At 30.7% G+C, this 20,528-nt stretch carries 19 protein-coding genes and 1 pseudogene; 8 read left to right on the forward strand and 12 right to left on the reverse strand.

Annotated features, from left to right (window positions below; translation table 11 throughout):
• Positions 1-237 precede the first annotated feature (237 nt).
• Positions 238-465 (forward strand): annotated as a pseudogene (locus QLS71_RS00800) (IS982 family transposase); the annotation flags it as partial.
• A 302-nt stretch (positions 466-767) separates the two neighbouring features.
• Here the strand turns inward: QLS71_RS00800 and QLS71_RS00805 are convergent.
• From QLS71_RS00805 to QLS71_RS00825, 5 genes are all read right to left on the reverse strand, one after another.
• Positions 768-1,298: a hypothetical protein gene (locus QLS71_RS00805; RefSeq protein WP_308992360.1), complete on the reverse strand. Its 531-nt coding sequence runs from the start codon at positions 1,296-1,298 to the stop codon at positions 768-770.
• A gap of 8 nt (positions 1,299-1,306) precedes the next feature.
• Positions 1,307-1,645: a hypothetical protein gene (locus tag QLS71_RS00810; RefSeq protein ID WP_308992359.1), complete on the reverse strand. Its 339-nt coding sequence runs from the start codon at positions 1,643-1,645 to the stop codon at positions 1,307-1,309.
• The gene (locus QLS71_RS00815) at positions 1,632-2,021 is read right to left on the reverse strand and encodes a hypothetical protein (RefSeq protein WP_308992358.1); all 390 of its coding nucleotides are present in this window, start codon (positions 2,019-2,021) and stop codon (positions 1,632-1,634) included. The genes QLS71_RS00810 and QLS71_RS00815 overlap by 14 nt, the downstream gene beginning before the upstream one ends.
• Before the next feature lie 11 nt (positions 2,022-2,032).
• Positions 2,033-2,335 (reverse strand): YtxH domain-containing protein, encoded by a 303-nt coding sequence (locus QLS71_RS00820; RefSeq protein WP_308992357.1) that lies wholly within the window; start codon positions 2,333-2,335, stop codon positions 2,033-2,035.
• Between the two features lie 99 nt (positions 2,336-2,434).
• A complete protein-coding gene (locus QLS71_RS00825; protein WP_308992356.1) occupies positions 2,435-3,088 on the reverse strand; it encodes a porin family protein in 654 nt (217 codons plus the stop codon).
• A gap of 270 nt (positions 3,089-3,358) precedes the next feature.
• Here QLS71_RS00825 and QLS71_RS00830 point away from each other — a divergent pair, with 270 nt between their 5' ends.
• Together QLS71_RS00830 and QLS71_RS00835 are read left to right on the forward strand one after the other, a co-directional pair.
• Positions 3,359-3,922 (forward strand): type 1 glutamine amidotransferase domain-containing protein, encoded by a 564-nt coding sequence (locus QLS71_RS00830; protein ID WP_308992355.1) that lies wholly within the window; start codon positions 3,359-3,361, stop codon positions 3,920-3,922.
• Positions 3,923-3,997: 75 nt separating this feature from the next.
• Positions 3,998-5,518: a GH3 auxin-responsive promoter family protein gene (locus QLS71_RS00835; protein ID WP_308992354.1), complete on the forward strand. Its 1,521-nt coding sequence runs from the start codon at positions 3,998-4,000 to the stop codon at positions 5,516-5,518.
• Between the two features lie 8 nt (positions 5,519-5,526).
• Here QLS71_RS00835 and QLS71_RS00840 read toward each other — a convergent pair whose 3' ends face one another.
• Both QLS71_RS00840 and cls read right to left on the reverse strand, forming a co-directional pair.
• On the reverse strand, positions 5,527-6,129 hold the full coding sequence (locus QLS71_RS00840) for a hypothetical protein (protein WP_308992353.1): 603 nt from the start codon (positions 6,127-6,129) through the stop codon (positions 5,527-5,529).
• Between the two features lie 8 nt (positions 6,130-6,137).
• Positions 6,138-7,559 (reverse strand): cardiolipin synthase, encoded by a 1,422-nt coding sequence (gene cls / locus QLS71_RS00845; RefSeq protein ID WP_308992352.1) that lies wholly within the window; start codon positions 7,557-7,559, stop codon positions 6,138-6,140.
• Between the two features lie 208 nt (positions 7,560-7,767).
• On the opposite strand from cls, the gene QLS71_RS00850 reads away from it, so the two are divergent.
• The 4 genes from QLS71_RS00850 (at position 7,768) to QLS71_RS00865 (ending at position 12,924) form a co-directional block, all read left to right on the forward strand.
• A complete protein-coding gene (locus tag QLS71_RS00850) occupies positions 7,768-8,169 on the forward strand; it encodes a hypothetical protein (RefSeq protein WP_308992351.1) in 402 nt (133 codons plus the stop codon).
• A gap of 10 nt (positions 8,170-8,179) precedes the next feature.
• On the forward strand, positions 8,180-9,736 hold the full coding sequence (locus QLS71_RS00855; RefSeq protein WP_308992350.1) for a DUF748 domain-containing protein: 1,557 nt from the start codon (positions 8,180-8,182) through the stop codon (positions 9,734-9,736).
• A 13-nt stretch (positions 9,737-9,749) separates the two neighbouring features.
• The gene (locus QLS71_RS00860) at positions 9,750-10,286 is read left to right on the forward strand and encodes a hypothetical protein (RefSeq protein ID WP_308992349.1); all 537 of its coding nucleotides are present in this window, start codon (positions 9,750-9,752) and stop codon (positions 10,284-10,286) included.
• A gap of 316 nt (positions 10,287-10,602) precedes the next feature.
• On the forward strand, positions 10,603-12,924 hold the full coding sequence (locus tag QLS71_RS00865) for a glycosyltransferase (protein WP_308992348.1): 2,322 nt from the start codon (positions 10,603-10,605) through the stop codon (positions 12,922-12,924).
• A gap of 404 nt (positions 12,925-13,328) precedes the next feature.
• Here QLS71_RS00865 and QLS71_RS00870 read toward each other — a convergent pair whose 3' ends face one another.
• Together QLS71_RS00870 and QLS71_RS00875 are read right to left on the reverse strand one after the other, a co-directional pair.
• Positions 13,329-14,792, reverse strand: a complete 1,464-nt coding sequence (locus QLS71_RS00870; protein WP_308992347.1) for a glycoside hydrolase family 130 protein — start codon at positions 14,790-14,792, stop codon at positions 13,329-13,331.
• Between the two features lie 182 nt (positions 14,793-14,974).
• Positions 14,975-15,460, reverse strand: coding sequence for a ferritin-like domain-containing protein (locus QLS71_RS00875; protein WP_308992346.1), 486 nt, complete (start codon positions 15,458-15,460; stop codon positions 14,975-14,977).
• 255 nt (positions 15,461-15,715) lie between these two features.
• Here QLS71_RS00875 and QLS71_RS00880 point away from each other — a divergent pair, with 255 nt between their 5' ends.
• Positions 15,716-16,801: a DNA topoisomerase IB gene (locus tag QLS71_RS00880; RefSeq protein WP_308992345.1), complete on the forward strand. Its 1,086-nt coding sequence runs from the start codon at positions 15,716-15,718 to the stop codon at positions 16,799-16,801.
• A 161-nt stretch (positions 16,802-16,962) separates the two neighbouring features.
• Here QLS71_RS00880 and QLS71_RS00885 read toward each other — a convergent pair whose 3' ends face one another.
• The 3 genes from QLS71_RS00885 to QLS71_RS00895 all read right to left on the reverse strand — a co-directional run bounded on the left by QLS71_RS00885 (position 16,963) and on the right by QLS71_RS00895 (position 20,487).
• Positions 16,963-17,124: a DUF1328 domain-containing protein gene (locus QLS71_RS00885; protein WP_308992344.1), complete on the reverse strand. Its 162-nt coding sequence runs from the start codon at positions 17,122-17,124 to the stop codon at positions 16,963-16,965.
• A 230-nt stretch (positions 17,125-17,354) separates the two neighbouring features.
• Positions 17,355-17,804 (reverse strand): PA2169 family four-helix-bundle protein, encoded by a 450-nt coding sequence (locus QLS71_RS00890; protein ID WP_308992343.1) that lies wholly within the window; start codon positions 17,802-17,804, stop codon positions 17,355-17,357.
• Between the two features lie 550 nt (positions 17,805-18,354).
• Positions 18,355-20,487 (reverse strand): catalase, encoded by a 2,133-nt coding sequence (locus QLS71_RS00895; protein ID WP_308992342.1) that lies wholly within the window; start codon positions 20,485-20,487, stop codon positions 18,355-18,357.
• Between the last annotated feature and the right edge of the window lie 41 nt (positions 20,488-20,528).

The following is a 20,528-nucleotide window of genomic DNA, read 5'->3' on the forward strand; positions in this document are numbered from 1 at the left end:
CTGAAGAATACCATTCACAGCAAGGGTTCATTTATAATCTCTAATCTTCTTATTATTTATATTGTATAAATCTGTTTTTATAAATGTTTTCATTTCAACATCAATAAATAAGATAAATCACTAAATAAGAATAAGCATAAAACTACAAAGGATAAAAGTTTTATGTTTGTAGACACTTTTTTGTATCTTTTTTTTGACTTAAGAAAAACTGACTTAAACATTGGGAGCAAAAACCTAGAGTTAAATAAAAAAACAACCCTATATTTTAAAAAAGAAGAGAAAAAGAATAGAGACCTTGCTCTCACAATTAGGAGACCACTTTATAAAAAGACGTAATTATGCCAAGTCTTTTCAAGGATTAAAGATTAGAGTACTTTCTAAAATAGCTAACTCACAACAATTCAATATATCAATAAATTTATTTTTGATAGAAACATCAACCATATTAAAATTAGTATTAATTAAAATGCTCAATGATATTATTTAATAAAATAAATTTTAATTTTTTTTATAGATAGCTCAAGTAATTATTTTGATAATAATATAAATAACATTTTTTGTAACTCTTTTAAGATGCGTCTTATTTGTAAAGACTTGACAAGGATAAAATTCAAAAAAAAGCCCTTTAATCTAATTATTAAAGGGCTTTTCGCTTTTGTGTCAAATGGTAATTCTGTTTTAATTTAGGAATTGTGTAAACATCTATAGTGTGATGATCTAAGTTCTATCTTTTCTATTCTCTAAATAAACAATTTGCTCCATAACTTTTACAAATCAAAACCATAGGCTAATCGTACCATCAGTTGAGCTAATCCGTTATCGGCTACATTATCTTTGATAATAGGGAAATCTTTTAAAAATTCGTATCTCAAGCTAATATCTACATACTTAGTGGCGTACCCAACACTTGGACAAAATAGCATGGAATTTTCATTGTATTCTTTAGTGGTTGAAAAAGCCCCCCCTATTTCTCCCATGACATAAAACTCATTTTTAAAGATAAAGGTTTTATATCCCACTTTAACTGGAACATAACCAAAATTCACACCATCTTCTTTTACAAATAAATTATTATACCCTGTCGTTAAACATAAGGAATATGTACTTGAAACATTATATTGAAGTCTAACGTCTCCTCCCACATTAAAACTATATGGATCATTTAAAGGCAGGCCTGTATTTAAACCAACTCCAAATTTAAAATTCCGCTTGTAACCATCGGTAGCTTTCTGTGCCATGGCAAAATGGGTATAATTGAAAATACAAAATATGGCTAAAATTTTAGTTATTTTTTTCATGACATTTTTTATGAATTTGAGTTTACTTTATTTGAAATGAATTTGGTTACACCATACTGTAAAGCATACCCTATTATTTTTTTAAAAAATGAGTGTGATTTTCCAAACACTATTCTTTTAGACAAATACCCTCCAGTGATGCTTGCTGCTGTTTGCATGATGTTAGTTTTTAAATCTGGAGAATGTTTAATATCTTGAAATGTATTCTTAAAGATATTAAGAGGTTTTATACTTTCAGAAGTAAGGGCAAATTGATTTTTTAACTCTTCAAGCTTTATCATTCTTTCAAGTTCTAAACGTGCAATCGTTTTATCTAATTCTGTATTTTGATTTTCATAAGATGCCATCTTGAGAAGTTTTTGAATTGTTTGACGCCGACTTAGATTTTAATAATTTTGCAATAATTAAATTTGTAATAGGTACTTTTATTATTTTATCTCTATTATAATTAAGTATAACAGTTACTATTAAATAAATACCAGAAACAACTAAAAAACCAAAGTAATCTTCACCTAATAGATCTCCTAAAAATAAGCTTAGACTTATATTTACAAATAAAAAAACCATTGCAACACCCACAATTATTACTAACCTAGCGAATATGGATGAAACTACATCAGCAGCTTTATCAATGGCATAAAGTTTTACTAATTCTGCATTAATTTCTGCATAATTTTTAGCTTTTTCGTAAAGCAATTCTATGTTTGCTGCAATAGTCTCCATTTTACATTATTTTATTTATTCATTTGATCTCTAACAGTTTTGATATCTTCCTTGATATTTTCTTTACCTTTTTGGATATCTTCTTTGCCTTCTTGTGCCAATTCTTCCCCTTTTGTAACTATAGAGTTATACTTTTCAGACACTTCATCTGCTAATTCATTTAATCTAGCCATCGCTTTGTTTTTCGCATCTTTACTTTTTTCAGCAATTTTTTTTCTTGTATTTGTTCCTTTATCTGGAGCAAATAATACACCTAATGCAGTTCCAACCGCTACACCAGCTAATACACCAATAATTGATTTACTTGTTTTCATATTATTTTATTTTAAATTAATTTTTCATTTATTATTCTTTTAGCAAAATGGCACATGTGCCATCTTGCTAAAAGAAAGGATAGTCACTCTATATTACTACTAGTTTAATTTTAGTGCTACATAAACACTAATATTGCTGTTTTTTCCATCAGGAAATGTATAGGTACCAGTACCTACAGTTCTTTCTTTACCTACTGTTGTAAGTCCATAATTATAACGTGCCCCAATTCCAATAGATTCAAAGTCAAAACCAATACCTGCAGAAATACCAGCGTCTATTTTGTTGAAATCATCATTATCGAAATTATCTTCAAAATCAAATGTACCGTCTTCTGTTTCATTGGTTATTTGTGCATCAATTAAATAAGCAATATAAGGTCCCACATGAATGTTGAAGTTAGGGGTTATATTGGCCTTAAGTAATACTGGCACTTCAATGTAATTTAATTTAAACTTTGCTTTTCCTTCTGCAAAAACATTGTCATAAGTTAATTCTGAACCTTTTCTACTAAATAAAAATTCAGGTTGTATGGCTAAGAAATCTGATATCGGCATACTTACATATAAACCGGCATTAAAACTTGTTAATACATTATTATCGTCTACATCTTCGGTATACATATTTGAAAAATTAACCCCACCTTTAATACCAAATTCGGCGTTTGAAGAGGAAGTTGTTTGGGCGTTAGATGTTAAAGATGTTGCTCCAAATGTTAAGAATAGAGCTGCTACTAATTGAATTCTATTTTTCATAATAATTAAAATTTTATTGTTTGTTTTACACTACAAAGATGCGATACACGGAGAGTTTGTTTATTATAAAATATTTTAGATATGTTATAAAATTCCCATTTTACAACTAAAAAATACTTTTAAAAATCAAGATCTAATTTTAAGAAACAGTGCATTATCATTCAAGTCAATCAAAATTTTAATACAGCACATGCCTTCATTACCATCTCAATATCTTTATGCTGTCTTAATAGTTGAGACCTTATAAATATTAATTAAAAAAATTTGAACATGAAGTTGAGAAACAAAACAATAGCCATATTAGCTACAGACGGATTTGAAAAATCTGAATTATTTGAACCTTTAAATGCTCTTAAAAATGAAGGTGCAGAAGTACATATTATTTCTATTAAAGAAGGTGACATTACGAGTTGGGATGATAAAAACTGGGGAGAGACCATTAAAGTTGATAAATTAGTGACTAACACAAATGCTTCTAATTACAATGCTTTGGTACTTCCAGGAGGTGTTATTAACCCCGATTTATTACGTATCAATGAAGATGCTTTAGGTTTTATTAGAGATTTCTTTAAAGCAGGAAAACCTGTTGCAGCCATTTGTCATGCACCTTGGCTTTTAATTAGTGCTGGTGTTATTGAAAATAGAACCGTTACTTCTTATAAAAGCATTAAAGACGATATTGTAAATGCTGGTGCCAACTGGCAAGACAAAGAAGTTGTGGTTGACTCAGGATTGGTAACAAGTAGAAATCCTAAGGATTTACCTGCTTTTATTAATAAAGTTATTGAAGAAATAGCAGAAGGCAAACACGAAGAGCAGGTTGTAAATGCATAATGCTTGAAGAAAATATTGTTTATAACATAAAGAGGAGTCTTTTACTCCTCTTTATTATGTTTAAGTTTTTAAATTATGAATATAATAGGAAACATTATTAAAGGAGTCATAGATATCACTGAAAAATTAACGCCAGAATCTAGTCCTTTAGAAAATCAAAAAGAGGTATTAAAAAATTTATTAGAAAAAGCTAAAGGTACTGCTTTTGGTAAATTCTATAATTTTGAAGAGATACTGAAATCTGACGCCATCCAAAAACGTTTTTCTGAGGCTATTCCTTATTTTGACTATAACAAAATTAATGAAGTATGGTGGCATAAGCTTCATGAGGGACACACCAATATAACTTGGCCAGATAATCCTGATTATTATGCACTAAGCTCAGGAACAACAGGTAAAACCAGTAAACGGATTCCTGTTACTCAAGATATGATTGAAAGCATCAAATCGGCAGGAATTGCACAAATTATCGCTTTAAGCCATTTCGATTTACCTCCTTCATTTTTTGATAAAGGCATTCTGATGTTAGGTAGTTCAACAGATTTGATCGAAAAAGAAGATCATTTAGAAGGCGAAATCAGTGGCATAAGTGCCCATAATATTCCTTCTTGGTTTAGAGGTTATTATAAACCTGGAGAAAAAATTGCTAAAATTGATGATTGGGATGAGCGTGTGAAGAAAATTGCTAAAAAGGCGAAAGAATGGGACATTGGTGCTATAAGTGGTATTCCTTCTTGGATTGAATTAATGCTTAACGAAGTGATTGCCTATAATAAAATAAAAAATATTCACGAAATATGGCCTAACCTAGAAGTTTATACCTCTGGAGGTGTTGCATTTGGCCCTTATGAAAAAAGTTTCAATGCATTATTAGAAAGACCTATAACAATTATTGACACCTATCTAGCTTCAGAAGGTTTTATAGCCTTTCAAGCCAGACCAGAAACAGATGCCATGCAATTGGTTACAGATGGCGGCATATACTTTGAGTTCGTTCCTTTTCATCCTGATTACATAAATCAAGATGGTTCATTAGCTTCACATGCCCCAGCACTCACATTAGATGACGTTGAATTAAACAAAGATTATGTGCTTATAATTAGTACCGTATCTGGCACTTGGCGCTATATTATTGGTGATACTATTGAATTTACAGATATAGAAAGAGCCGAAATTAAAATCACTGGGCGCACTAAATTCTTTTTAAACACCGTAGGTTCTCAACTTTCAGTTAATAAATTAGATGATGCTGTAAAACATTTAGAAGAACGTTTTAATATTAAAATAAAAGAATACACAATTTGTGCGAAACGTTATGATGGCGAATTTTACCATAGTTGGTACTTAGCTACTGAAGATGATGTTGAATCGGAAAAATTAGCCGAATCGATGGATGATTTTTTAAAGGAAGCTAATAAAAATTACCGTGTAGCACGAACAAAAGCTTTAAAGGGTGTAAAAGTTAAAACGATTCCTGCTTCTGTTTTTCATGATTGGAATGCTGCCAATAAAAAGAAAGGTGGACAAGTTAAAATGGAACGTGTTATGAATGAAGACAAATTTTCTGAATGGGAAGCTTTTGTTGAGAAAAATTAATAACCAATTCAAGCTTTTTCTTCACGTTCTTCAACTAAAATCATAATTTCTTCTGGAGAAAGATAAAAACGTTTTATTCTGTTTTTATATATTTCAGGAAAGCCAGCTTCATTCAGAATAAAATTTTTAGTTGCTAAAATATAACTCTCCATACCGTGTAAAACGGCAAATGTATCCGCACGGCGTTCGGCGCTTTTCAACGATTTTTCTGAAAACAAATATCCCAAACCAAATCCAATAAGGTTAAACCCACTTCTTTGTTGGTAATCCATTATATGCCCCAATTCGTGCCCCAGCCAACCAGTAAGTACTTTAGAAGGAATGTTCTTAGTATAATATACTGTATCTGCAATTTTAAAATTTTCACTAATTAAGACCTTATATTTACGCTTGGATTTAGAACAAAAGATACTCCTAAATTCTGGCTGTGCCTGCATAGTCGATTTTTTAATTCTTTTTTTAAACTTAAATTCTATAGGTACTTCGGCCAATTCTGGATAATGTAATAAGGCTGTTTTAACTTCAGTCGCAATAGATTCAGGATATTTATGTTGAGCACTCAAAGTATATAAATTTATAACGATTAATAATAAAATAAAATGAATTTTCATTGTGTTTTTTATAATAAAGGGCTGAAAAATTTAGCAAAACCTTCTATGAATTTTTGCAATTTCGGTCTATTCTTAAATGTATCATACGATAGTTTAGTAGCATCAGAACACTCTTTATTAAATTCTTTTAAAATCTGGGTAGTAATAACGCTATCATACATCACCGCATTCGTTTCAAAATTATGCTCAAAACTTCTATGATCGAAATTTCCAGAACCCACTGATGCTATGTCATTATCTATAATAATCACTTTACTATGTGAAAAACAATCCCGAACATAAATCTTAATACCTACCGATAAGAATTCCTCAAAATTAGAAAACATAGAATACGTAGCCAGTATTGAATCTCCTTTCTTTGGCACTAATAAATTAACTTCTATACCACTTTGAGCCGCTATTACTAATGCTTGTAATACAGCACTACCTGGAATAAAATATGGGTTAGCAATAAAAATATTATTTTCAGCTAAACTTATCATCGCAATATATTGTTGCATGATGGCAGGTTGGTTGGAATCTGGACCTCCAGTAACAATTTGTACTGCTGTATTTCCTAATTCCTTTGGTTCAGGAAGATATTTAGTGTCTAAAAGCAGTTTCTTTTTACTTGAAAAATGATAATCTTTTATGAAAACACGGTGTAAACTATTTACAATAGGTCCTTCTAACTGAACATGCAAATCTTTCCAAATACCGAGTTCAGATATGTCTTTTATATATTTATCTGACACATTCACACCGCCAGTAAACCCTATTTTTCCATCTATAATAATTATTTTACGATGATTTCTATAATTTAAGGTAAATAGAAGATTGCCGAAACGTATAGGCATCACAGGATATGCTTTCACTCCAATATCCCGAAAACGCTTTTTCAATTTTCCACTAAAGGAAAAACTTCCAAAAGAATCATAAATCATTCTTATTTCAACCCCTTCTTGAATTTTAGTTTTAAATAATTCATAAAACTTATCTTGCAATTCCCCTTTCTCAAAAATATAATATTGAACATGTATAAATTTTTTAGCTTTTTCAATAGCTTTAAAAATGGCTTCAAAAGCATCCTTACCAGTATTCAGAATTTCAACTTTATTGCCTTTAGAAGCATACAAATGAGTCGTGCTAAGAATAAGCTTGGAGAGTTTTTTTTCTTTTTCAGACGTAAAATGGCATTCAAATTTATCACGTAATTCTTCTTCTTTTTCTAAGTTGTAGAGGTTTTGTTTTTGAGACCTCTTCAATCTAAAAAATTTAAATTTCCGTCTATTCACCCCAAATAGATAGTATAATAAAGCCCCTGCAAATGGAAAAACTATAATAGTGAATACCCAACTTAGAGATTTAGTAGCTCTAGAGCCATACATAATAACACTATAGATAGCCCACAAGCTTATTAGAAGATATAAAATGAGGAGTAATTTATTCATAAAAATAAAGGTATTATAAAACGAGTATATACAAAAGAGTTTTGTCCTTTTGAGTTATTATAATGTGTGATTGGTTTAATAAGGCTTATTTTATGAGTGATATTTATCAGTTTTCATTTTTGCGTTAGTATAATATGTGATTGGATTAATTTGTTATAGGACTATTTAATTACTTTGTATTATACGGAAATAAAATACACATATGGGCATGATAGCAACTAATGATAACGAAACTAAAATATATTACAGTACTGAAAATTCTATTGGAAAACAGGCCTATGCCTACGTTGTCTCCTCAGAAAAAAAAGTATTAGGAGTAGACGTTTCTAAAACCAAAGTACCAGGTAGCCATTGGGCTGAAATAGCCGATGCTCTGGACATAGGCATAGAGAAATTAATAAACAGAGACCATCCTGATTTTATAAAAGAATATGGTGATAAAAAAATTGATTTAGACCAGCACGATTGGCTTCGTATTTTAGAAAACCATCCAGAAACTTTAGCTTTTCCAGTTGTTATCATGGGAAAAAAAATCATTGCAATACATTCGCCTTCAGATTTTGTAAAGTACATGGAACCAGACACCACCAATCAAGAAAATCCAGAATAATAAAAAATTTATGACTCCTAAAAAAAAGAAGAATATTAAAGTAATTTTGTTTTTAGTGTTTATCTTTCTAATCGGGTTTATTGTACTTCATTTATGGGCTAAAAATTATATAGATAATTTTTTAAAACAAAAAGCACCTGAACCATATGCTATTAGCTATTCCGATTTAGATATTAATATACTAACTGGCTCTGTTGCTTTACAAAATGCTTCTTTAAAAATTAAAGACACTGATACGCTTGAGAATAATTCTAACTTAAAATTAGAATCCCTGCAATTAAGCGGCATTAGTTATTGGGACTTACTATTTAATGAAAAGCTGTCAATAAATAACATCCATTTAAAAAATCCTAAACTTAATCACTATCCTTATGAACAGACGTCTTCAAAAAAAACCGCATCAACCACGAATAAAAAAAGCATAAAAACCATTAACATCCAAGAATTAACTATTAAAAACGGAAGTTTCAATAGTATGCAACAAACTGCAGATTCTATTAAATTTTCGGTATCATCCTATAACCTTACCATATTAGGAAGCGAAATTAATTTAAATTCGAGTGCACGAATACCATTAACCTATGAGGGTTATAAACTAAATGCAAAAAATATCATTTTAGGCCATACCAAATATGAAACATTTAAAATAAGTAGTATAAATAGTAATAAAGAAGCAACTCACATCAAGAATTTTCAAATTGTACCTAAATACAATAAAAAAGAGCTTTCAACCCATTTAAGTAAAGAACGCGATTATATAAAATTAACCATCCCCGAAATTAATTTAGATAAACTCGACTTTAATTATACTAAAGATCGTTTTGGTATAAAAACACCCTCAGTAAAACTAGTAGCTCCCAATTTAGAAGTTTATAGAGATAAACTCTTACCCGACGATTTAACTGTAAAATCGCTTTACAGTAAATCTTTAAGAAACTTAAGCTTTAACTTAGATTTAGAGGAACTAAAAATAAGTGATGGTTATATTTCTTATGCCGAATTGGTGGATGCAAATAATGAGGCTGGAAAGTTGTTTTTTAGTCAAGTTGATGCTACTTTAAGTCATATTACAAACCTAAAAGAGGCTGAAAAAACAGATATTAAGATACAGTCTAAACTCATGGACAAAGCACCTCTTAATCTAAATTGGAGTTTTGATGTCAACAACAAAACGGATGACATTGAAGTATCGGGATCTCTAAATAATTTACCTGCTGAAATTTTAAACCCTTTCTTTAAACCAAATTTGAATGCACTCACTGAAGGCACACTACAAAAATTGTATTTTACCTTTTATGGCAATAACATACAATCTCAAGGAGAAATGAAAATGAAGTATGAAGATTTTAAATTTGAAATACTCCAGAAAAATGGTTTTAAAATAAATAAAGTTTTAACTACCATAGGAAATATTTTTATTAATGATGGTTCTAATACAGATGCTGAAGGGTTTCGTTTTGGCAATATAAAAGCAGAGCGAGAAGTTACCAAATCCTTTTTTAATTACTTATGGATTAACGTTAAAAGTGGTTTAGTTAGTACACTTACAGGCGATGGAGAAAAGTGAAAATTTATTATAAATGAAAATTAGCAGATACATAAAAAGAGCTATTATAGCAGGTATCATTTCCTTGCTTATAATTTTATTAGGCACCTTACTTTTAGGCGAATTGAGCGGTTATGAAGCCAAAGTACTTATTCAAAAATCTCTTGCTGGTATCAATACACTTTGTAATACCATCGCTTTAGCATCTGCTACCATTTTAGCTTTGTTATTAACAGTGTTAAGTATCAGTTCTAATTCTAAATCCAAACTTAAAAAAGACCATTATTTACAAGTGCTACAAATAGCAAAATTAGATACGGCGGTTTTTATAGCATCAGTAATGTCTTTTATATTGCTAAACCTTCCTATTACAGAATCAGACACGGTACCTAATAACTGGTTTAATATTATTTACTACATCTCTTTAGCTATTTCTAGTATTTTAACCGCAGGTCTTATTGTAGTGGTTTTAATGCTTTATAGCACCATCGTTAATATCATAAAAATAGTAGGATTGGGAATGAACGACCATCCTTTAGCCGATGTCGATGAAAAAACAAAACAAAAGTGAAGTATAGGATGCTGAGTATAAAAAGCACTCATTCTTCAGAAACACATTCTCCATTATTCTTATACGATTCTCTTTTTCCTCATTTCTTTAATTTAAACATACTTTTATTTTATACTTAAAACTTCAAATCCAAAAATTGAAAATACAGACGGATTGGATTGGGTTAACAAATTTCTTTTTAAGGATAATGACAGACTTTCTAAAAGTATAATTTAGCTACGATGTATGGTAAATTTAGTTTAGAGATTAAACAATATAAATCAATAACAATATAAAACCAGCGCAAATATGTAAACAATAAAAAAAAATTAAACCTATGAGACGAGATATAGATGTTAAAAGCAAAGTCACCACAAGACCTCTTAAAAAGAAAAAATTAGAATTAAAAAACAGCATAGACATTCACAAGATGAAGTCTAAAAGCTTACCCAAAATATTAATGATTGCTACATATCCCCCAAGAGAATGCGGCATTGCAACCTATACTTTCGATTTGAAAAAAGCCCTTGAAAACCAATTCGAAGATAGTTTTGATATAAAAATTTGTGCTTTAAAATCAAACTCCGATACCCATGATTATAAAACAGAAGATGTCGATTTAATTCTGAATCCCGATAGTTTACAATCCTTTACTAGTATTGCCAATAAGATTAATATAGATAAAGACATGGAAATGGTTATGATTCAGCATGAATTCGGACTGTTTCATAATAATGAAGATGTCTTTTTAAACTTTTTAAAGGCATTAAATAAACCCATCATTATTGCCTTTCACACCGTATTACCCAACCCTAATAAAGATTTAGAAAAACATGTTAAAGACTTAGTTTCTATAGCTAAAGTTGTTACGGTTATGACTAAATCATCAGCTGATTTATTAATCAACACCTATGCCGTTAACCCAAGTAAAATAGAGATCATATCTCATGGAACCCATTTGGTAAAACATCAAGACAAATCTCTTCTAAAAGATAAATACCATGTATCAAACAGAAAGGTTATTTCCACATTTGGCTTTTTGGGTCCTGGTAAGAATATTGAAACCACTTTAAATGCGTTGCCTGCAATTATAAAGGAACATCCTGAAATTCTTTTTTTAATAGTTGGTAAAACCCATCCAACACTTTTTAATCAACAAGGTGATGCGTATATGCATTCATTACAGAAAAAAGTTGATGAATTAAAATTAACCAAGCATGTTCAATTTGTAAATAAGTTTGTACCTCTTGCTGAATTACTAGAATATCTACAACTTTCCGACTGTTATGTGTTTACTTCCAATGATCCTAATCAGGCGGTAAGTGGCACATTTTCATATGCGGTAAGTTGTGGTTGTCCTATTGTTTCCACACCTATTCCACATGCTAAAGAAGTTTTACGTGATGGAAATGGTTTATTATTTGATTTTGGCGATTCAAAACAATTGGCCGATAAAGTGAATGGTTTACTAAATAATGACGATTTAAGACAGCATATGAAAATGAAAGGATTGCACGCATCTTCTACCACATCCTGGGAAAATGCTGCCATATCACATGCGCTCGTGTTTTCAAAACAAATAGATGAACCCTTAAAACTGAACTATAAGAAACCGCCAATAAATATACATCACCTATTAAACATGACCACGGATATTGGTATGATCCAATTTTCGAATATCAATACGCCAGATATGGAATCTGGTTACACTTTAGATGATAATGCCAGAGCACTTATAGCTGCTTGTGAGTACTATAAATTATCGCAAAATCCAACAGACATAAAACTAATAAGAAAATATGTCAATTTTATTCTAAAATGTCAACGTGATAATTGCTTGTTCTTAAATTATGTAGATAAAGACAAACGATTCACAAACCAAAATAATGAAGTAAACTTAGAAGATTCCAACGGTAGAGCTATTTGGGCTTTAGGTTATACATATTGCTTAATGGAAGAAGGGATTGATTTAGACATCACCTTACTTCAAAACATCAAATGCACCATCAACCAATTTAATTTAAAAATACAGCATTTCAAATCGCCACGTGCCCTAGCCTTTGCTATGAAAGGCTTGTATTATTTTAATTTAAAAATGGACGATAAAAAAATAACTGAGATTATAAATAATGCAGCAAATAAACTTGTAGAGCTTTATGATTTCCATTCTGAAAAAGATTGGAATTGGTTCGAGCCTTACCTTACTTATGCTAATAGTGTGTTACCTGAATCTCTTTTATACGCATGGAAATCTACGGGAGATATTAGGTTTAAACGCATCGCAAAAAAATCGTTTGACTTTTTAATTTCTAAAATTTTCACTGAAGATTCTATTAGAGTTATTTCAAATCAAAGTTGGCTAATTAAAGGTTTTGAAGAAAAAACAGTTCAAACAGGTGGCGAACAACCTATTGATGTTGCATACACCATCTTAGCTTTAAAAGAATTTAACAATATATTTCCTTTTGAAGATTATGATGATAAAATGGAAATCGCATTCAGTTGGTTTCTTGGTAACAATCAATTAAAACAAATTATTTACAACCCGTGTACTGGTGGCTGTCATGATGGTTTGGAAGAGCATAATGTAAATTTAAATCAAGGTGCAGAATCGACTGTTAGTTATTTACTAGCACGATTTGCTTTTGAAAACATATAATAATTTTTCTGCATATCCGTTTTCTGCCATAAAGATAAAAATTAGCGATTGTCTATAAAATCAGTGGGATAATAAAAAATAGTGAATTGTAAAATTATCCCACTGATTGCGCAGATTTACGCAGGATAAAAACAATTATTTATAGATGTATGATATTTTACGGACAATCAAAATAATTTTAAAGAATTTGAATTCATTCAAAATAGATTTAAACAAAAAAGAGGCTGGCTGAAAAGTGTTATTATGAGTCATATTGAGCCTGTCGAAATATTCAAACTTATTGATAATCAATATCAGTTTCGACAAGCTCAACCTGACAAAGTCAATAAAATACACTTTTCAGACAGCCTCTTTTTTTATTTCTGCTGATTATAAAACAGCTGTACTAAAAATTTTGTTACAACCTAAACTTCAGTTATAAGAGCCGTTAATAAATCATCCATATTAACGGTTACATAGGAAGATGCATAGTCCGACACGGCATAAGGCAAAATTAAATGGTTATTATGAATTAAACTGCCACAGGAATATACCACATTAGGTACATACCCTTCTCTTTCTTCTTCTAAAGGCGAAAGAAGCGGTTCTTTTAATCGGCCAATTTCTTTCGTTGGGTCTTCTAAGTCTAATAATGAGGCCCCAATACAATAGCGTCTCATGGGGCCTACTCCATGCGTTATAACTAACCAACCATGTTTGGTGTAAATGGGCGAACCACAATTACCTATTTGGGTAAACTCCCAAGGGTATTTAGGTTCTTGAATTTTTATAGGATCGTTCCATAAAGTAATTCTATCAGAATAAAACAAATAATTATTCACCCCATCAATTCTTGCCAACATAGCGTATTTGCCTTTTATTTTACGTGGAAAAAGGGCGAAATTCTTATTTTGTGCACCATGGCCATGCATGGGCATAATTCTAAAATTTATAAAATCGCTTGTAGAAAGCAATTTTGGAAGAATAGTAAAACCATCATAAGCTGTGTAAGTAGCATAAATTTTTTCAGAACCGTCATCATCAGTAAAACGCACGAATCTCGCATCTTCAATTCCACGACTTTCTGATGGTGATATAGGCAGAATAGCACGTCCAGATATTTTAGAATCTTCATTAAATTCAATATCATAATACGAGTCGATAAGCCAGGTCATTTCATTGAGCGCTTGTTTTCGTTGGTCATCAATATCTTGTTTTAGAATTTTTCTGATGGCTTCTTTTAACGTATAATATTCAAATTTATCTGGTAGAGAATCCATAATAGGCGAAGAATGTGCACTTGAAATATGCATCTCTTCCATTTTCTTCATGAATCTATTTTTATCGTACGTTTTTTTCTTTTTTATAGTTGGAAGATCAATATGTTTATGAGCCTCTACCATACGTAAATTATTAGAAGCATCTAAAATCCCTTTTCTAAAAACGATGGATGATAAATGTCCTTCCCCAGTAGCTCTAAATGATATAATCACTCTTTTTTCTCCTTCAGCAAGAAATGATTGATCAAAGTCTTCAACAATAGAGGGATTAAATAAAGCGGCCGATTCAATCGAATATTCCATGGTGCTATACGCTCCAATTAAAAGACGTCTTTCTAACGAAAGTTTATTGTATTTTATATCTAGCGTTTCTATGAGGTTTTTATAATTATTGGCGTGTTTTAAAAAAATTTCTGAAATATTTCTATGCCTTCCCATAAAGCCCTTTAATGTAGTTTCAAGTTCTTGTTTAACTTCTACTTCACTTAAACTCATTATTCTCCTAACCAAATTAATGGTTCTAGTATCTCCATTATTAAAGAATCTAGCTACGACTCTACTGGAATCTGGTTTAAAATACAGGTTTTTACGAATTACAGGAACCGCCATAGTATAATATCATTTTAAAATTGTTTTTTTTATTTTTTTAGGAATTAAACTCTCTAAAAGACAAAGTAACCGCTCATATGAATGAGCGGTTAACTTTTGCTTTTACAAAAAAACTGCCTATAAATATTAATTAGGTTGAGGGAACACTAATCCATTTGTAGGCAGTATAGCTATTAATTTAACTAGCTAATAGCTTTTTTATTTAGTCTGTTCTCTGCTAATTTGTCTAGCTTGTTATCAGCATTATACTCTTCATCCAGCGTTTTTTGTAATTTGGAAGCGATGTCGTCGTGCCCTAATTCCTTAGCATAACGAACTGCTGTACCATATCCAGAAATTTCATAATGTTCAACACGTTGCGCTTCTGCAATAAGTCCGGCGTCCATAACCTCTTTATCATCTGCTTCATCCATAAAACTTTCGGTTTCTTTAATTAAACCTTTCATGGCTTTACAAGTTTCTCCAGTAGCAGATATATTTAACGTTTCACAAATTTCTTCAAGTCTTTTTTTATGCCCCTTAGTTTCTTCTAAATGGTCTTCAAAAGCTTTTTTTAACTTACTATCATTTGCTTTTTTCGCTACTTTAGGAAGTGCATCAATTAATTGGCTTTCTGCACTATATAAGTCTTTCAACTGGTGTTCGAATAAATCTTCTAATGTTTTCATAATATATCTTTTAATATGTTTTTTAATTATTTGTTTAAAGATATTTCAATAAGCTGTGCTTGATTAATCTTAAAAATAAAATTCTTAACCCAAATGATATTTTAAAAAATGATATCATATTTCTCTTAAATACCCTAATTATTAACATCACTTTTTTTCTCTTTTAAGTTAAACCCACACGCAACAGATATTTAAATTTGAAACGTTCTCCTAAGTCATTAGAAGAATATTCATAGATCTCATAATTTATATATAATGACTAGAGAAGCAGAATTACAACTCGTATTAAATCAGCCTGAACGTATTATTTCAAGATACAATCTTATTTATGCGCACGAAGAAGATTTATCTATTGTTAGAAAAAAACAAGGGAAAGGATTTAGTTATTTAATGAATGGAAAAAGCATTAAGGAAAAAGCGGAAATTAAACGCATAAAAAGTTTAGTAATTCCACCTATGTGGGACGATGTAAGAATTAGTAGTCTTGAAAACAGCCATTTACAAGCTATAGGTAGGGATTCTAAAAACCGAAAACAATATTTATATCATACCCATTGGAATAAGATTCGAAATACTACTAAATTCTACAAAATGTATTCGTTTGGCAAAAAATTGCCTTTAATAAGAAAACAAATGGATCGTGATTTAGATAAAAAAGGCTGGCCAAAAGAAAAAGCAGTGGCTTTGGTTATTCGGTTAATGGAAGAAACGCATATCCGAATTGGCAATAGTTATTATGAAAAGAAAAACAAAACTTATGGCTTAACCACCCTTCGAAAAAGGCATATTAATATTTATAAGGGAAAATTACGTATTGAATTTGTTGGAAAAAAGGGAAAAGAACACCGTATTTCCGTTCGGAATAAGAAATTAGTAAGATTGGTAAATAGGTGTGAAGAACTAACAGGTTGGACACTTTTTAAATTTTTTGATGAAAATGGTGAAAAAAAGACCATAAAAAGCAACCACGTTAATGAATATTTACAAAAATTTTGTGGCAAAGATTTTACAGCAAAAGATTTTAGAACTTGGTCTGCTTCCGTATCTTTTTTCAATGCTTTACTCGAATTTGGAAAAGCAACCTCTGAAGATGAGATAAAAAAAAATATTTTAAAAGCTTACGATGTTGCTGCCAACACCTTAGGAAATACTAGAAATGTATGTAGAAAATATTATGTGCATCCTGTAATTGTAGATACTTACGAAAAAGGCAACTTATATAAAACATTTAATAAAATTGAAAAGGTAAAAAAAGTTAGTAATCTTTTATCACCATCCGAAAAAGAAATACTAAAACTCTTTAAAACCTATAGCCCTAAACTTCGACAAAAAAATAATTAAGAATTTAAAAATAAAATTCTCTAAATTTAAAAACCGCTAAAAGATAAAAAAGAAAGCTTTTTATTTTAGCGGTAATAATGAATACTATTTGTATTATTTTATTTTTGGTATTTAGTTTTTACCAGTATCCATCTCATTGAAAACTGACAAATTTTAAATCCTTAAATCTTTTTTCTTCCTGTTATTAATGAAATAAGAAACAGCACTATAAATATGAAGAATAAAACTTTTGCAATACTAGCTGCCCCCGAAGCGATGCCTCCAAAACCTAATATACCAGCTATAATAGCTAAAATAATGAATGTAATTGTCCAACGTAACATAATTTAAATTTTAAGTTAATAAATAAAAGTGCATCATTATTAATATGATAATCACTCCGTTATGATTCAAAGTTATAGTATATTTAAATAGGTAGTTAACGCGATTGATTCAGATTTTAACGCAATACGATATAGTATAACGACACTCTAATCTCATTTTAAGAAATTATTTCAATAAAAAAAAGAGAAGTGTAAAACACCTCTCTCTTTTTAATTCTATTAAATTAAAACTAGTGTAAATCTTCCAATCTTTTAATGGTTCTCAAATCGCTTTCAATCGAATCTTGTTGTTTAAGTAATATAGTATGGGTACTCATGGGTAATGAGGTTTCATTAAGGACATCTTTATATTCTTCTAATGCCGCTTTTTCTCCTCTTATAGCTTCTTCAAGCATGGATTCATCACTATCCATAGTAAACAATGCTTTAATATCCATCCAGGTACGATGTGCGACACCTGTAATACTTCCGCTTTTCTCAGCACGCTCGCCAAAAGATCGAATTTCGTTATTTAATTCATATCCAAAATTATGGCGTTCTTTAGACTTTCTTTCAAAATATCTTTTCAAATAAGTATGATTGGTATTTTCTGCAGCTTTTTTAAAGCCTTTTTCTGCATCATATGTTTTTTCTAAAAGATCATTTAATTTATTACTTATGGTTTCTGTGTATGTACTCATGATTTTTTATATTTAGATTAATAATGGTTTAATTTTAAGATGCCCATTGTATTACATCATTATCTTTATAGTCTCTTATTATCTCTTCTATTGGTATTAGCAAATTTGATTTTCCTTCTAAAGGCATTTTTTGCATTTATAATAAATAATGCCTTATACTTGGGTGGTTTCTGAGGGTTATTGAGTTGCTTATCATTTTCACTATAAGCTTTCTCTAAAATTATTTTTCCTAAGTTAAAAATTAGACACCCAAGTAAAATGCCTATTAATATGTTCATTATCATTTATTTATCTAATAAGTTATTTCATTAAATTTAAAGCGATTAATCCGTTAGGATGAATTCAATCTGTACAAAAACTGACTCAATTGATTAAACGTTTTATAAAACTGTTATCTAAACATTCTTTTTAAATAAACTATGACTGAAGAATATATTACAATAAATAATAGCATTATCTCGGCTTCTCGTATAATAAATAGTTACATGGAATTAGAGTCTTAGAATAAGTGTAATACTCATACCCAATTAAATTTATTATTCCAAATTTTCTAAATCGGTAAATTTTTAACAAGTTCCATTCTATCCCAATTACGATGTTTTGCAAGCGCATTTACGAAATCCATAGGGTTTTTATTAATTAAAACTGCGGCATCCTCCTTGGAAGTTGAAACAAATGTGTATTTAATTAAATCTTCACCTTCATCATCAACAGCTATTGCTTTACAGTGTTTAAAGGTTTCATTTATGAATTTTATAAATTTCGATTCTTTCTTTAATTTTTCAATAGCTTTTTTGCCACCAGGTATATACAAAGCATCAAACAGCACACTTTCAGTGGTCATAATAGCTGCATCTACTTCATGATCCATGTTCTCGTTACACCTTACTTTACCACCATGAGGCGCTATTAATTTTACAACGGCTCCTTTTTTCTCTAGAACATCTTTCATTTTTTTGAAATTTTTCATAGAAAAACCGTCTGCTACCAATACTGCAATTTGTCTTGTGGCAATGCTTTCAAACTTCGTATTCGCCTGACTTAACGTTGGAGCAGTGTCTAGGTAATTTTTCTTTTTAGGTGGTTGTTGTTTTTCCACATCTGCATCGGCACCTATGGCTTGATTAATGGGCTGCTCTATCGATTTTGGAATTTCAAGTCCTAAACCTTTTGCTACTTTTTTTGCCAAATCACTATCAATTTGAGACACGACCCATAGCATACGTTCTTGTATATGTGTATGGTTACATTTACCAAGTTCAAAGGTGTAAGCATCCGCAATGTGTGCCTGCTCCCATTTAGCTAAACTTCTATAAAATAATGCTGGTTGGGAGAAGTGATCATTAAAACTTTCGCTTCGTGTTCTAATTTTTTTAGCATCTATACGTTCTTCATAAGAATGAAATGCGCCTTCTGCCATTTTTGATAAATGAGGACAACCACCACTTAAGCTATTTGGAAAATACGCTGTTTGCCCTTTTGGTATATCCATTTGCATCTTACCATCACGTTGATTGTTATGAGTTTCTACAATGGGGCGGTTTATAGGAATTTGATGAAAATTTGGTCCACCCAGTCTTGATAACTGTGTATCTCTATAAGAAAACAAGCGCCCTTGTAATAAGGGATCGTTGGTAAAATCTATACCTGGCACAATGTGACCTGGTAAGAAAGCTACCTGCTCGGTTTCTGCAAAGAAGTTTTCCGGATTTCTATTTAAAGTCATTTTTCCAATAATTTGTACTGGAACCATTTCCTCTGGAATCAATTTTGTTGGATCTAGCAAATCGAATTCAAATTTAAATTCATCTTCTTGAGGCACTATTTGAACACCTAACTCCCATTCTGGGTATTCACCCGCTTCAATGGCATCCCATAAATCCCGTCTATGAAAATCGGAATCAGCACCACTTATTTTAACCGCTTCATCCCATGTAACGGAATGCACGCCTAATTTTGGTTTCCAGTGAAACTTCACAAAATGAGATTCTCCTTTTTCATTTATCAATCTAAACGTATGAATACCAAAGCCTTCCATCATACGGAAACTGCGAGGAATGGCTCTATCGCTCATTACCCAAATTTGATTATGAAGTGTTTCGGTAGTACGTGACACAAAATCGTAAAACGTATCGTGAGCGGAAGCTGCTTGTGGAATTTCTTTATTAGGTTCTGGTTTTACTGCGTGAATTAAATCAGGAAACTTCATAGCATCTTGAATAAAAAAGATAGGCATATTATTCCCTACTAAATCCCAAGTGCCTTCTTCGGTATAAAATTTTACTGCAAAACCACGAACATCACGTGCTAAATCGGTTGAGCCTTTAGATCCCGCAACCGTTGAAAATCGGACAAAAACGGGCGTTTTTCTTTTTACATCTGTAAATATGCCAGCTTTACTAAACTGCTCTATACTTTCATAAAGTTCAAAATAACCATGAGCCCCACTGCCTCTGGCATGTACAATACGTTCTGGAATTCTTTCGTGATCGAAGTTTGTAATTTTTTCACGTAATAAAAAATCTTCTAAAAGAGTAGAACCTCTTTCACCAGACTTTAAAGAATTATTAGTGTCATTAACCTTTAAACCTTGATTAGTAGTTAAAGTTGTATCCTTTACTTCTTTATGATGATTTTTTAAATCTTTAATTTTTTGAGTATCTTGTCTAGATTTGTCTTCCATGATATTAAGAGTTTACAAGTTGTATTAAATTTAGTTGTATT

Source organism: Mariniflexile litorale (assembly GCF_031128465.2).
Lineage (GTDB): Bacteria > Bacteroidota > Bacteroidia > Flavobacteriales > Flavobacteriaceae > Mariniflexile > Mariniflexile litorale.